General features: G+C 67.3%; 15 protein-coding genes and 1 pseudogene. 3 read left to right on the forward strand and 13 right to left on the reverse strand.

Translation table 11 applies throughout. The features are described 5' to 3' along the window. From hisC to C1704_RS13085, 7 genes are all read right to left on the reverse strand, one after another. Positions 1-1,077, reverse strand: a complete 1,077-nt coding sequence (gene hisC, locus C1704_RS13055) for a histidinol-phosphate transaminase (protein WP_104303165.1) — start codon at positions 1,075-1,077, stop codon at positions 1-3. Beyond that, on the reverse strand, positions 1,074-2,396 hold the full coding sequence (hisD, locus tag C1704_RS13060) for a histidinol dehydrogenase (protein ID WP_419186804.1): 1,323 nt from the start codon (positions 2,394-2,396) through the stop codon (positions 1,074-1,076). Before hisD ends, hisC begins: the two co-directional genes overlap by 4 nt. Positions 2,397-2,399: 3 nt before the next feature. Beyond that, complete coding sequence (hisG, locus tag C1704_RS13065) at positions 2,400-3,059, reverse strand: ATP phosphoribosyltransferase (RefSeq protein WP_104303167.1); 660 nt, start codon at positions 3,057-3,059, stop codon at positions 2,400-2,402. Beyond that, the gene (gene murA / locus C1704_RS13070) at positions 3,056-4,321 is read right to left on the reverse strand and encodes a UDP-N-acetylglucosamine 1-carboxyvinyltransferase (protein WP_104303168.1); all 1,266 of its coding nucleotides are present in this window, start codon (positions 4,319-4,321) and stop codon (positions 3,056-3,058) included. The genes hisG and murA overlap by 4 nt, the downstream gene beginning before the upstream one ends. A 107-nt stretch (positions 4,322-4,428) precedes the next feature. Beyond that, positions 4,429-4,692: a BolA family protein gene (locus C1704_RS13075; protein WP_104303169.1), complete on the reverse strand. Its 264-nt coding sequence runs from the start codon at positions 4,690-4,692 to the stop codon at positions 4,429-4,431. Positions 4,693-4,717: 25 nt separating this feature from the next. Next, positions 4,718-5,506, reverse strand: coding sequence for an ABC transporter permease (locus C1704_RS13080; RefSeq protein WP_104303170.1), 789 nt, complete (start codon positions 5,504-5,506; stop codon positions 4,718-4,720). Further along, on the reverse strand, positions 5,503-6,456 hold the full coding sequence (locus tag C1704_RS13085) for an ABC transporter ATP-binding protein (protein ID WP_104303171.1): 954 nt from the start codon (positions 6,454-6,456) through the stop codon (positions 5,503-5,505). Before C1704_RS13085 ends, C1704_RS13080 begins: the two co-directional genes overlap by 4 nt. A gap of 133 nt (positions 6,457-6,589) precedes the next feature. On the opposite strand from C1704_RS13085, the gene C1704_RS13090 reads away from it, so the two are divergent. From C1704_RS13090 to C1704_RS13100, 3 genes are read left to right on the forward strand one after another with little or no spacing between them, the layout of a single operon-like run. Beyond that, positions 6,590-7,246, forward strand: a complete 657-nt coding sequence (locus tag C1704_RS13090; protein WP_104303172.1) for a TetR/AcrR family transcriptional regulator — start codon at positions 6,590-6,592, stop codon at positions 7,244-7,246. Positions 7,247-7,259: 13 nt separating this feature from the next. Beyond that, entirely contained in the window at positions 7,260-8,033 is a 774-nt protein-coding gene (locus C1704_RS13095; protein ID WP_104303173.1) for a tetratricopeptide repeat protein, read from the forward strand. Positions 8,034-8,083: 50 nt separating this feature from the next. Then, positions 8,084-8,905 (forward strand): glycosyl transferase, encoded by an 822-nt coding sequence (locus C1704_RS13100; protein ID WP_104303174.1) that lies wholly within the window; start codon positions 8,084-8,086, stop codon positions 8,903-8,905. A gap of 16 nt (positions 8,906-8,921) precedes the next feature. Here the strand turns inward: C1704_RS13100 and C1704_RS13105 are convergent, their stop codons facing one another. The 6 genes and pseudogenes from C1704_RS13105 to C1704_RS17815 all read right to left on the reverse strand — a co-directional run. Beyond that, positions 8,922-9,194, reverse strand: a complete 273-nt coding sequence (locus C1704_RS13105; protein WP_104303175.1) for a hypothetical protein — start codon at positions 9,192-9,194, stop codon at positions 8,922-8,924. A 104-nt stretch (positions 9,195-9,298) separates the two neighbouring features. Further along, positions 9,299-10,402 (reverse strand): Imm71 family immunity protein, encoded by a 1,104-nt coding sequence (locus C1704_RS13110; RefSeq protein ID WP_104303176.1) that lies wholly within the window; start codon positions 10,400-10,402, stop codon positions 9,299-9,301. Further along, a complete protein-coding gene (locus tag C1704_RS13115; RefSeq protein ID WP_104303177.1) occupies positions 10,399-11,754 on the reverse strand; it encodes a hypothetical protein in 1,356 nt (451 codons plus the stop codon). The genes C1704_RS13110 and C1704_RS13115 overlap by 4 nt, the downstream gene beginning before the upstream one ends. Then, positions 11,751-12,050 carry a carboxypeptidase-like regulatory domain-containing protein gene (locus tag C1704_RS13120; RefSeq protein WP_104303178.1) on the reverse strand — a complete coding sequence of 100 codons (300 nt, stop codon included), beginning with the start codon at positions 12,048-12,050 and terminating at the stop codon, positions 11,751-11,753. The genes C1704_RS13115 and C1704_RS13120 overlap by 4 nt, the downstream gene beginning before the upstream one ends. Continuing rightward, positions 12,047-12,391, reverse strand: a complete 345-nt coding sequence (locus C1704_RS13125; RefSeq protein WP_211286932.1) for a DUF2345 domain-containing protein — start codon at positions 12,389-12,391, stop codon at positions 12,047-12,049. Before C1704_RS13125 ends, C1704_RS13120 begins: the two co-directional genes overlap by 4 nt. Continuing rightward, positions 12,366-12,827 (reverse strand): annotated as a pseudogene (locus C1704_RS17815) (hypothetical protein); the annotation flags it as partial. The pseudogene C1704_RS17815 and the gene C1704_RS13125, both read right to left, overlap by 26 nt.

Below are 12,827 nucleotides of genomic sequence, written 5' to 3' on the forward strand. Positions count from 1 at the left end.
TCAGAGGCTTTCCCGCAGGGCGGCGATCATGCGCTGGTTCTCGTCGGGTGTGCCCACGGTCAGGCGCAGGCAGGCGGCGAGCAATGGATGCATTCTAGAAACGTTCTTCACCAGCACGCCGCGCTGCTTCAGGCCGGCAAAGGCCCGGTCGGCATCGGGCACACGCACGAGCACCATGTTGGCCTCGCTGGGGAAGGGGGTCACGCCGGGCAGGCCCTTCAGGGCCTCGATCAGCCGGGCGCGCTCCTCGCGCAGCACGGCGGCCTGGCGGGCGAACTCGTCGGCGTGCTCCAGCGCAAACAGCGCCGCCTCGGCATTGAGCACACTGATGTTGTAGGGCGGACGCACCTTGTCGATCTGGGCGATCAGGCGCTCGGCGCCCATCATGTAGCCGATGCGCACGCCGGCCAGGCCGAACTTGCTCATCGTGCGCATCAGCAGCACGTGCTCATGGCGGGCCAGGCGGTCGATGTAGCTGCGGCTGGCAAAGGGCTGGTAGGCCTCGTCGATCACCACCAGGCCCGGCGCGGCCTCGATCAACCGCTCGACGATGCGGTCGTCGAAGAGGTTGGCCGTGGGGTTGTTCGGGTAGGCGATGTAGAGCAGCGCCGGCTGATGCGCCTCCAGCGCGGCCAGCATGGCCGCCTCGTCGAGTTCGAAGTCGGCCGTGAGCGGCACGCCCACGAAATTCAGGCCTTGCAGCTGCGCCGACATCTGGTACATCACGAAGCCGGGCAACGGCGCCACGATGGTGGCCCCCGGCACGTCGCAGGCCATGGCCAGCAGGCTGATGAGCTCATCGGAGCCATTGCCCAGCATCAGCGCACGGCCTTCCGGCAGGCCGGCATGGCGCGCCAGCGCTTCTCGCAGCGTGTCGATGCGTGCACCGGGGTAGCGGTTGATCGCCACGGCGCCCAGGCGTTCGCCCAGGGCCTGCTGCAGCGCGGGCGGCAAACGGAACGGGTTCTCCATCGCGTCGAGCTTGATCATGCCGGTGCTGTCCTGCACGGCATAGGCGTGCATGCCCTGCACGTCCTGGCGCAGCCAGCGCGCCATCACGGTGTCGAGGCGGCTCATCGTGTGCCTCCCTTCAGGCGGAACTCGGCCGCTCGGGCGTGGGCCTGCAGCCCCTCCCCATAGGCCAGTTCGGCGGCGATGGTGCCCAGCACCTGGGCCCCCTGCTCGCTCACCTCGATCAGGCTGGAACGTTTCTGGAAGTCGTACACGCCCAGCGGCGACGAGAAACGCGCGGTGCCCGAGGTGGGCAGGACGTGGTTGGGGCCGGCGCAATAGTCGCCCAGGCTTTCGCTGGTGTAGGCGCCCAGGAAGATGGCCCCGGCGTGACGCAGCAGCGGCTCCCAGCGGCTGGGCTCCTGCGACGACACCTCCAGGTGCTCGGGCGCGATGCGGTTGCTGATCTCGCAGGCTTCTTCCATGCTGCGCGTGAGGATCAGCGCGCCGCGGCCTTCCAGCGAGGCGCGGATGACGTCCTTGCGGGGCATGTCGGGCAGCAGGCGGTCGATCGCGGCCTTCACCTGCGCGATGTAGCCGGCGTCGGGGCAGAGCAGGATGCTCTGGGCCAGCTCGTCGTGTTCGGCCTGGCTGAAGAGGTCCATGGCCACCCAGTCGGCCGGCGTGCTGCCGTCGGCCAGCACCAGGATCTCGCTGGGCCCGGCGATCATGTCGATGCCCACGGTGCCGAAGACATGCTTCTTGGCGCTGGCCACGTAGGCGTTGCCCGGGCCGGTGATCTTGTCCACCTTCGGGATGGTGGCCGTGCCGTAGGCCAGGGCGGCCACGGCCTGGGCTCCGCCGACGGTGAAGGCACGGCTCACACCGGCCACGTGGGCGGCGGCCAGCACGAGCAGGTTCTTTTCACCTTTCGGCGTGGGCACCACCATGATGATCTCGCTCACTCCCGCCACATGGGCGGGAATGGCGTTCATCAACACCGATGAGGGATAGGCCGCCTTGCCGCCGGGCACGTAGATGCCGACGCGGTCGAGCGGCGTGACCTTCTGGCCCAGCAGGGTGCCGTCCTCGTCGCGGTAGGACCATGAGCGGCCGCAGGCCTCGAGCTGGCGCTCGTGATAGGCCCGCACGCGCTGCGCGGCGGCCTGCAGGGCCTCGCGCTGCGAAGCCGGAATGGCCTCGAAGGCGGCCTTCAGTTCGGCCGGGCTCAGCTCCAGGGCCGCCACGGACGCGGCGTTCAGCCCGTCGAATCGGGCGGTGTATTCCAGGACGGCCGCGTCACCGCGCGCGCGCACGTCGGCCAGGATCTCGGCCACGCGGGTCTCGATCGCATGATCCGTCTCCGCCGCCCAATGCAGCACGCGCTGGAACTCGGCTTCGAAGTCCGGCGTGGTGGTGGCGAGCTGGCGGATCTGGACGGACATCATTCACTCCTTCGGGATGGCGGTGGCAAAGGCGTCGATGAGGGGGCGCAGGGTGGCGCGCTTGAGCTTGAGCGCGGCCTGGTTGACCACGAGGCGCGAGGCAATCGGCATGATGTGCTCGACCTCGACGAGGTGGTTGGCCTTGAGGGTGCTGCCGGTGGAAACCAGGTCGACGATGGCGTCGGCCAGGCCGGTGAGCGGCGCCAGCTCCATCGAGCCGTAGAGCTTGATGAGGTCGACGTGCACGCCCTTGTCGGCGAAGTGCTGGCGCGCCACCGTGGTGTACTTGGTGGCCACGCGGATGCGCGAGCCCTGCTTCACGGCGGCGGCGTAGTCGAAGTCGTCGCGCACGGCCACGCTCATGCGGCAGCGGGCGATGTTCAGGTCCAGCGGCTGGTACAGGCCCTGGCCGCCATGTTCGAGCAGCACGTCCTTGCCCGCCACGCCCAGGTCGGCACCGCCGTACTGCACATAGGTGGGCACGTCGGTGGCACGCACCAGCACCACGCGCACGTCAGGCCGGTTGGTGCCCAGGATGAGCTTGCGCGATTTCTCCGGGTCTTCCGCGACCTCGATGCCCGCAGCCTTCAGCAGCGGCAGGGTCTCGTCGAAGATGCGGCCCTTCGAGAGAGCCAGCGTGATCAGGGAGGCGTCCTGCGTCATTTGATTCTTTCGATGTCGGCGCCCACGGCCCGCAGCTTGGCTTCCATGTGGTCATAACCGCGGTCGAGGTGGTAGATGCGGTCGACCACCGTTTCGCCCTCGGCCACCAGGCCGGCGATCACCAGGCTGGCCGAGGCGCGCAGGTCGGTGGCCATCACGGTGGCGCCCGAGAGCTTCTCGACCCCCTGCACGACCGCCGTGTGGCCGTCCACCTCGATGCGCGCGCCCAGGCGCACGAGTTCGTTGACGTGCATGAAGCGGTTCTCGAAGATGGTCTCGGTGATCCTGGCCGTGCCCTCGGCCACGCAGTCCAGTGCCATGAACTGGGCCTGCATGTCGGTGGGGAAGGCGGGGTACTCGCTGGTGCGGAAGGACTGGGCCTTCAGGCGCCCCGAGGCGGCCACGCGGATCCAGTCGGTTCCGGCTTCGATGCGGGCGCCGGCCTCACGCAGCTTGTCGATCACCGCGTCGAGGTGGTCGGCGCGGGCATGGCGCAGCAGCACCTCGCCCCCCGTGGCCGCCACCGCGCACAGGAAGGTGCCGGTCTCGATGCGGTCCGGAATGGTGCGATGGTTCACGCCCCCCAGGCGCTCCACGCCCTGGATGCGGATCTTGCTCGTGCCATGGCCCTCGATCTTCGCGCCCATGGCGATCAGCATCTCGGCCAGGTCGGGGATCTCGGGCTCCTGCGCGGCGTTCTCCAGCACCGTCTCACCGCGAGCCAATGCAGCGGCCATCATCAGGTTCTCCGTCCCAGTGACGGTGACCATGTCGGTGGTGATGCGCGCACCGCGCAGGCCGCCGGTCGGCGCCTTGGCCAGGATGTAGCCATGCTCGACACGGATGTCGGCGCCCATGGCCTGCAAACCCTTGATGTGCTGGTCCACCGGGCGCGAGCCGATCGCGCAACCACCGGGCAGCGACACCGTGGCCTCGCCGAAGCGCGCCAGCAGCGGCCCCAGAGCCAGGATGGAGGCTCTCATGGTCTTGACCAGGTCGTAGGGGGCTTCGGGCGAGGTGACGCTGCCGGCGTCGAGCCGGATGCGGTCGGGGCGGTCAGCGTCGCGCTCGGCCTTGGCGCCCATGTTGCGCAGCAGCTTGAGCATGGTGGCCACGTCCTGCAGCGCGGGCACGTTGTCCAGCGTGACGGGTTCCGCCGTGAGCAGGGCCGCGCAGAGCTCGGGCAAGGCCGCATTCTTGGCGCCCGAAATGGTGATCTCGCCCGAAAGGGGGCGGCCGCCGCGGATGAGGAGTTTGTCCATGCGTGGGCTTCTTCAGGCCCCCGCGCCGCGCCGGTCTCAGCAGTCCCCTTTTGCACGCCAACCGCGCCCAGGGGCCTGCAACCCGTGCCGCGGCAGCGGGTTGCCGATCAATGGTGGTGGGTGGGGGCCGCGGTGGCGGACCACTCGGCCGGGGTGAGCGTCTTCATCGACAGGGCGTGGATTTGCTCGCGCATTCTATCGCCCAGCGCACGGTAGACGCGCTGGTGCCGCGCCACGCGGGACAGCCCCTCGAACTCGGCCGACACGATGGTGGCGAAGAAATGGCGGCCGTCACCGTCCACCTCCAGGTGCTCGCAAGGGAGCCCCTGGGCGATGTAGGTGCGCACTTCCTGGGGGGTCGGATCAGCCATGATGGAAGGGATTATCCCAGACTCCTCAATGCCGGATCTTGTAGCCGGTCTTGAGCAGATGCAGGGCCACCGCCGCCACCACGGCAAAACTGGCGCCCACGATGGCCAGGCTGAGCCAGGGCGAGACATCGCTCTGGCCGAAAAAGCCCCGGCGGAAGCCGTCGATCATGTAGAAGAAGGGGTTGAGGTGGCTCACCGCCTGCCAGAAGGCCGGCAGCGAGTGCACCGAATAGAACACGCCCGCCAGGAAGGTCATGGGCATGATCAGGAAGTTCTGGAAGGCAGCCATCTGGTCGAACTTCTCGGCCCACAGCCCGGCGATCAGGCCCAGCGAGCCCAGCATGCCGGCCCCCAGTGCCGCAAACACCAGAATCCACCAGGGTTCGGCAAAGGGAGGCACGGCAAACCACAGGGTCACCAGGAAGACCCCCAGCCCCACCAGCAGTCCGCGGATCACCGAGGCTCCCACGTAGGCGGTGAACCAGGCCCGGTGCGACAGCGGCGTGACCAGCAGGAAAACGAGGTTGCCGGTGATCTTGCTCTGGATCAAGGACGACGAGCTGTTGGCAAACGCGTTCTGCAGCACGCTCATCATCACCAGGCCCGGCACCAGGAAGGCGGTGTAGCTCACGCCGTCATACACCTTCACATGTTCCTCGAGCACATGCCCGAAGATCAACAGGTAAAGCACGGCCGTGAGCACGGGCGCGGCCACGGTCTGGAAGCTGACCTTCCAGAAACGCAGCACTTCCTTGTAGAGCAGGGTGCGCACGCCCGTGGCCGGCGAGATGGCGGCCGGGTCCAGCGGCGTCATGACGGCACCTCCTCAAGAGGGCTCGGGTGGTCGAGGAAGACCGGCGCGGTGTCGTCCTGCATGATCTCCAGGAACACGTCTTCGAGGTCAGCCCGGCCGATTTCCAGGTCTTCCACGGCCACGCCATGCAGGCGCAGCGCGGACAGCACCTCCTCCACTTCCTGCGCGTCATGGGCCTTGATCTGGGCGATGCGTCCGGTCACGCGTGCCACGTCGGCCAGCGAAGGCGGCAGCGGATCGTCGGTCTTGAACCGCAGCATGGTGCTGGCGCGGCCCGACAGCAGGGCCGAGGTGCGGTCCAGCGCCACCACCTGCCCCGCCTTGAGCATGGCGATGCGGTGGCACAGGGCCTCGGCCTCTTCCAGGTAGTGCGTGGTCAGCAGCACCGTGTGGCCTTCGCGGTTCAGGCGCGCGATGAACTGCCACAGGGTCTGGCGCAGTTCCACGTCCACGCCGGCGGTCGGTTCATCGAGCACGATCACCGGCGGGCGGTGCACCAGCGCCTGGGCCACCAGCACCCGGCGCTTCATGCCGCCCGAGAGCTGGCGCATGTTGGCGTTCGCCTTGTCGGCCAGGCCCAGGTTGGCCAGCAGTTCGTCGATCCAGTCATCGTTGTGGCGCACGCCGAAGTAGCCCGACTGGATGCGCAGGGCCTCGCGCACGCTGAAGAAGGGGTCGAAGACCAGTTCCTGCGGCACGATGCCCAGCTGGCGGCGCGCGGCGGCGTAGTCCGCCACCACGTCATGGCCATGCACCGCCACCCGCCCGCTGGTGGCGCGGCTCAGCCCGGCGAGGATGCTGATCAGGGTGGTCTTGCCCGCCCCGTTGGGCCCCAGCAGGCCGAAGAATTCACCGGGTTCGATGTTGAAACTCACCTCGCGCAAGGCCTGCAAGGGGCCCCGGCTTGTATGGTAGGTCTTGCTGACCTGCTGGAAACTGACGGCGGACATAAGGCCCCTCATTGTAGGCAGGGCGGGCCTTGCGTGCAGGCGGTGCGGACAGACCCCGCTTGCGGCCCTGACCGGATTTGCTAGATTGGCGTCGGGCATGCAGGCGCGGGGGCGTCCGTGCCCCGGAGCCACCATGCAAGCCAAAAAGCCGCGCCGCACGGCCGAGCGCATCCTGGAAGTCACGCTCGATCTCTTCAACCGCTTCGGCGAGCCCAATGTCTCGACCACGCTGATCTCGGCCGAACTGAACATCAGCCCAGGCAATCTCTACTATCACTACCCGGCCAAGGACGAGCTGATCAACGCCTTGTTCGACCGCTACGAGCGCGCGCTCAACGAACTGCTGCATGCGGCCGACAACGTGCGCAACGTGGAAGACGCCTGGCTCTTCTTCCACATGCTCTTCGAGCTGATCTGGCAGTACCGCTTCCTCTACCGCGACCTGAACGACCTCCTGAGCAAGAACCGCCGGCTCGAGACCCACTTCCAGTTCGTGCTGAAGAACAAATCGCGCGCCGTGCAGACGGTGCTCGACGCCTTGTCGCGCCACCAGTCCCTGCGCATGGACGGCCGCGAGGCCGAGTCGGTGTCCACCGCCATGGTGGTGGTGCTCACCTACTGGCTGAGCTATGAATACGTGCGCGACCCGCGCCACGCACTGGAGCCCGAGAGCGCCGGTACGGCCTTGCTGCGAGGCGCCTTCCACGTGCTGAGCCTCCTGCTGCCCTACCTCGAGCCCGACCAGAAGGCCCACCTGCTGGGCCTGGTGGGCCGCTACAACACCCCCTGACCGGAGACACCTCATGGCCAAATGGACCGCCTTCCCCTACGACAACGCCGAGTACAGCTACGACCTGACGTCCCTGAAGAAGCACTGGGCACGGCTGCACGCGGGTGATGCCGAACCCTGGCCCAAGGACAAGGCCGTTCAGGAGGCCTGGGCCCTGTACCACGCCGGCGAGTTCCAGAAGGCCCATGACGCCGGGTTGAAGGCCGGCGGCGCCGGCATCACCGTGGCCAACAAGGCCCAGTCCATCTACGCGACCTACCTGGAGAAAAACGAAAAAACCCGCCTGGCGATGTTCATGGCCGTGGCCGAGCGTGCCGAGGCCCAGCAGGCCGCCGAGCCCGACAACCCCGCCGGCTGGTACTGGCAGGCCTATGCCCTGGGCCGCTATGGCCAGGGCATCAGCGTGGCCAAGGCGCTTGCGCAGGGCCTGGGGGTGAAGGTCAAGACCGCGCTGGAAACCACCATCCGGCTGCAACCCAAACATGCCGATGCTCACATCGCTCTGGGCGCTTTCCATGCCGAAGTCATCGACAAGGTGGGCAGCCTGCTGGGGCGCACCCAGGGGGCGAGCAAGGACACGGGGCTGAAGATGTACAAGGAAGGCTTGAAGCTCAACCCGCACTCGGCCATTGCGCGGGTGGAATACGCCAACGGCCTGGTCATGCTTGAAGGCGAGAAAAAGATGAAGGAAGCCGAGAAGCTCTATGCCGAGGCCGCCGCCTGCGAGCCCATGGACGCGATGGAACGGCTGGATGTGGAGATGGCCAAGGCTGAACTCGAAGAGTGAGCGTTCGGCTGCCCCGTTAAGATGCGCAGCCTTCCTCTGAACTCCCATCCATGACGTCTGCGCCCAAGCAAATCATCTGTGTGAAGTGGGGCACCGCCTACGGCCCGGAATACGTCAACCGGCTCTACGGCATGGTGTCGCGCCACATCACCGGCCCTTTTCGCGTGGTGTGCTTCACCGATGACAAGCGCGGCATCCGGCCCGAGGTTCAGACCTTCGACCTGCCCGAGCTGGGCTGCCCGCATCCCCAGCGCACGATGGGCAAGTGGCGCAAGGTGGTGCTGTGGGGCGAGACCCTGGGCGACCTGAGCGGCCCGGCGCTCTTCGTGGACCTCGATTCCGTCATCGTGGGCTCGCTGGACGACTACTTCAGCTACGGCGAACCCGACGACGTGATCCTGGCGCGCAACTGGGCCAAGCCCCTGCAGCGCCTGGGCCAGACCTCGGTGTTCCGCTTCCCCGTGGGCCGCTACCCGCACATCCTCGCCAAGTTCCGCGCCGACCCCCAAGGCGTGGCCGACCGCCACCGCTTCGAGCAGCACTACATCACCAGTTCCGTGCCCGGCGGCATCAAGCTGTGGCCCGAAGGCTGGACACGGCATTTCCGCCTGCACTGCCTGCCACCCTTCCCGCTGCGCTACTTCATGCCGGCCCGCCTGCCCAAGGGCGCCCGCATCGTGACCTTCCCCGGCGGCCCCAATCCCGGCGACGTGGCCGTGGGCCGCTGGACGCCCGACGCGCCCGAGCACCCCCCTGCGATGGACCATCTGCGCGGCGCCCTGCGCCCCGGCCTGAGCCTGAAGCAGCGCTGGCGCCACGTGACGCGCTATGTGAAGCCCGTGCCCTGGATCGCCGAGCACTGGCGCGAGTGACGCCGCGCCAGGGGACTCAGGCGTCCTGCGACTCGTACTCGATGCCGCCCACCCAGCCGGCCACGAGGTTGTAGATCCAGCAGCCGATGGCCGTGCCGATATAGCCGAACACCAGGTAGAGCAGCGGCAGGAACACCACCATCAGCAACGGCGGCCCTTCGCCGTGGGGCATGAAGCCCCAGAAGATCAGCATGAAGGGCACCAGGATGACCAGGGACACCAGGGCCATCATGACTCCGGCGACCTTGCCGTTCTGGTGGGGGGACAGGCGTTGGATGCGTTGTTTCACGGGAGCCTCCTCGTTCGTTTCAATGCAGTGTTGCCGTGTCTCGCTGGAAGATCAAGCAACCGGGTTCTGCATCACCAAGTGGAGCCCGCCACGGATCGCTGACTTCATTCCTGCCCATCCCACTGCCAGATCGTTGCACCATAGTCGCTCTTGAAATCCGGCATCACCTCGCCCGCCTTGAAGTGACGGCGGCTGTTGGCCTTGGCTGGGGTAAACCACCAGCCTTCGCGTGGGCAGGGCTGGCCGGCGGGGGTTGAAGGCGGGCGCGCATCGGCGGTCGGTCCCGCCGGGGCCAGGTACTGCGCTTCCTCCTCGGGAACCGTGCCGTCGAGGTAGCGCTCGTCCTTCCAGATCAGCCGCCACGTCACCGGCCAGGGCTTGTCGCGTTCCTCATCGCGGTAGGTGGGGGCCACCGTGTGCGCCACCAGGTAGTTCATGCAGCCAATGTGCCGGCGGCGCACCAGGGGCTGGGGTGCGGGTTCGTACAGGCTGGGGCGCACGCCCAGCGCTGCCTGCACGCGTGCCCACAGCCCGGGGTCGGGCTGGACGGGTTCGCCCCACTCGGGCTCATAGATGCCATCGACGGGCACCTCCTCGCCGGTGTTCACGGTGAGGTCGGAGGGGAGGGGCACCTCGGGCAACTGAGCAGGGAAGTTCAGGTGCCTGGGGTCACGCATTGGCAGCCGGTGTTTCGGATGAACCGTTGCCAGGACACTCCACGGTGATTTGGGTGCGACGTTTTGTTCCAGCCGCTCCATCACCGACTCCTGCCCAAACCGAATATCTTCCAAGGCCGCTGCAGCAGCGATCACCTCCTCCTTGTTCTTCATCCAGTCGAAGACGTACTCCACCGGGTCCATGATCTTGCGGATGAAGTTCAACTGGTAGGCTGCCTGCGCCAGCGGCCCCCAGGCTGCATAGCTGCGCTCATAACTGCGACGCCACACCGACCGGTCGCCCTTCTTCAGCCGGGCCAGACCCTTCTCGAAGCCGATGCGGCCGGTGAGGATGCTCTTGGTGGCATCCTGATTGAACTCGTCGATGTCCGCATCGTCGGCCCGGCGCATGGCCGTCATCCACGCGTCGGTAAACCGGTAGTAGGCCTGCGCCAGGGCCTCCCAGGCGGTGTAGGAGCTGTACTTCTTGAGCAGCCAGAACACCTTGCGGCGCTCGTCCTCGCTCATCGGGGTGGGGTGGTCATGGCTCATGGGCCGGTTCCTGTCATCTTGGTGCGCACTTCATTGGCGGCCAGCCGCTCCAGCTCGATCTCGCCGATGGTCGCATCGGCCTGGGGGCCGTAACCATAACGCTTCGTTGTCTTGCCCCAGCCGGTGGACAGCGCCGGCAGCTCAAGCACTTCGGCCCTGATGTGTGGCGGGAAGTCCACGAACAACTGAATGCCCCCGCCGGGCAGGTACTGTCCCACTTCGCCATGAAACTGCTCGGCCGCCTTGCCTCGCCAGGCCTTGAGCGTGGTGCCTTCGGGAACGGTGTACTTGATGAAGAAGTTGTTCTTGTTGAACTTGTCCAGCACGGCCAGGAGTTCGCGCCACTCCTGCGCCGTCTCGGGCAGCTTCTCCAGCCACCAGGGGCTGGCTTTGCCATTTCTGGCTGGCAACAGCACCCGGTAGATCGTCTGCCCGGGCTTGAGCTCCACCGCACGCATCGGGCCGGAGAAGGCGGCGATGGCTTCACTGTAGTAGGTGTCCGTTTCCGGAATGAGCTTGGCCCCCCTGCGTAAATCCGGCCACCCCTGGACATGCTGGTAGTCCTCGAAGGCATTGGCTGGGTGCCCGCTGCGCTGCCGTGGCAGCTTGCGCGGCGCGTTCTCGATGAGAGCCGCTTCGGCTTCACGGGTGAGGTTGCGCACACCGGGCGTCACGGTGTGCCACTGGCCTTGGTAGACGGCGCGTTGCACCTGACGCATCCAGGCGTCCAGCTCACGGATGGCCCGGGGGATCATCCGTGCGCCCTGGGTCTTGAGCGCGCGGAAGTTGTCGATCCAGTCGGTGCAGGCGCGCTTCATGCCGTCGCTGGCAAACCAGCCCAGGCGGTCGCGCATGCGGGTGAGGGCCTGCACCAGCAGGTCCATCAGCTCGTTGAACTTGGCCAGCACCTGGGCCTGGTAGCCCGCGATATGGAGCTGGCGCACCCAGACCACGGCGTTGCCGTGCCCGATACGGTTGCAGAACTCAACGATGTCTCTGAGGACTTGTGCGTTGTCGGCCCCTTCACGGATGCCCTTGATGAGCAGGCGTCCCACCCCCTTGATGACGCCGCCGATGACGGGGATGAGCGCAAACACCAGCACCACCAGCAGCACCCACTCCATGGTGTCTTCGCGCTTGGCCGGGTCGCTGGCCAGACGGGTGGACACGGCGATCAGATCGCGTGCGGCGGTGACATCACCCACCAGCGGGATCATGCCGATGACGGCGTCGACGATGACTTGGCTGGTGGACTGCTTTTCGTTCCAGGCGCCTTGCACGGTGCCCCACAGCCAGTCGCTGGCATCCAGCGCCCAGCGCGCAACCTCGGTGTCGGAGACCCGGGCACTCATGCCGAACCTCCATGGCGATCCATCAAGGTCTGCAGGTCGGCTGGGCGGTCGTTGGGCGTATCGTCACGGCGCTCGAAGAGCCGTCCGTCCGCATCAAAGCGCACCTGCACGGGGCCAGGCGGCAGCTCCGGCAGCCTCAGGTGCCCCGCCGCGTCGGTGGTGCCTCGCCGCACGCTGCCGTCGCCGAGCCGAGCTTCGAACCGGGCGGCCTGCAGGCCTTCGTCGTCGTGGTATGCGTGCTGCAACTGCAGTTCGTGAGGCGGCAGGTTCTGCAGACCCTGCGGCAGTGGGTTCAAGACCGCCGCCGCGCTGCTCCCCCCCGTCCACTCATGCGTGGCCGCCTGGACGGTGAAGGTGCCCGGGCAGGTGAAGGTGATGTTGGCGCACCCGTCCACTCATGCGTGGCCGCCTGGACGGTGAAGGTGCCCGGGCAGGTGAAGGTGATGTTGGCGCCGTCGAGCACGATGCGGCTGGCGCCCGAGGTCAGCTCGATGCGCGTGCTGGCCTGGACGTGGATCTCGTCGTGCGTGCTGGTGATCGTGGCGTCTCGGTCGGCGTGGAGGGACAAGGTGTCGGTGTGCGCGCGCAAGGACAGCGGTCCGGCGGCAGGCTCAATCGCCTTGGTCGCCTTGGTCACCTTGCCTCGCATCCCACTGGCAGATGACCTGTCCCCAGTCGGACGGGAAGTCCGGCATCACCTCGCCGGCCTGGAAGTGCCGCCGACTGTGGGCCTTTGCGGGGGTGAACCACCAGCCCGTGCGCGGGCAGGGCTGGCCGGCGTCGCACTTGAGCCGCAGCGCCGCCGGCCCGGTCTGCGGCAGCCAGTGGCTGCCGCCTTCGTCGGCCACGCGCTCGACCAGCGTCCACCGCGTGGGCTCGCGGCGGCTTTGCGGCATGGTGGGATCCGGATCTCTCAACAGCTCCTCGGCGTTGGTGCACACCTTGGCCTCGATGGCTTGCTGGCCTTCGATGAGCAAAGCCGCGGCGGCCGGGCCCACGTCGGGCAGGTAGATGCCCGTGCGCGGCACCTTGTCGCCGCTGCGCACCTGCACGGCCGGCTCGATGCGGTACAC

Source organism: Caldimonas caldifontis (genome assembly GCF_002930615.1).
GTDB lineage: Bacteria > Pseudomonadota > Gammaproteobacteria > Burkholderiales > Burkholderiaceae_C > Caldimonas > Caldimonas caldifontis.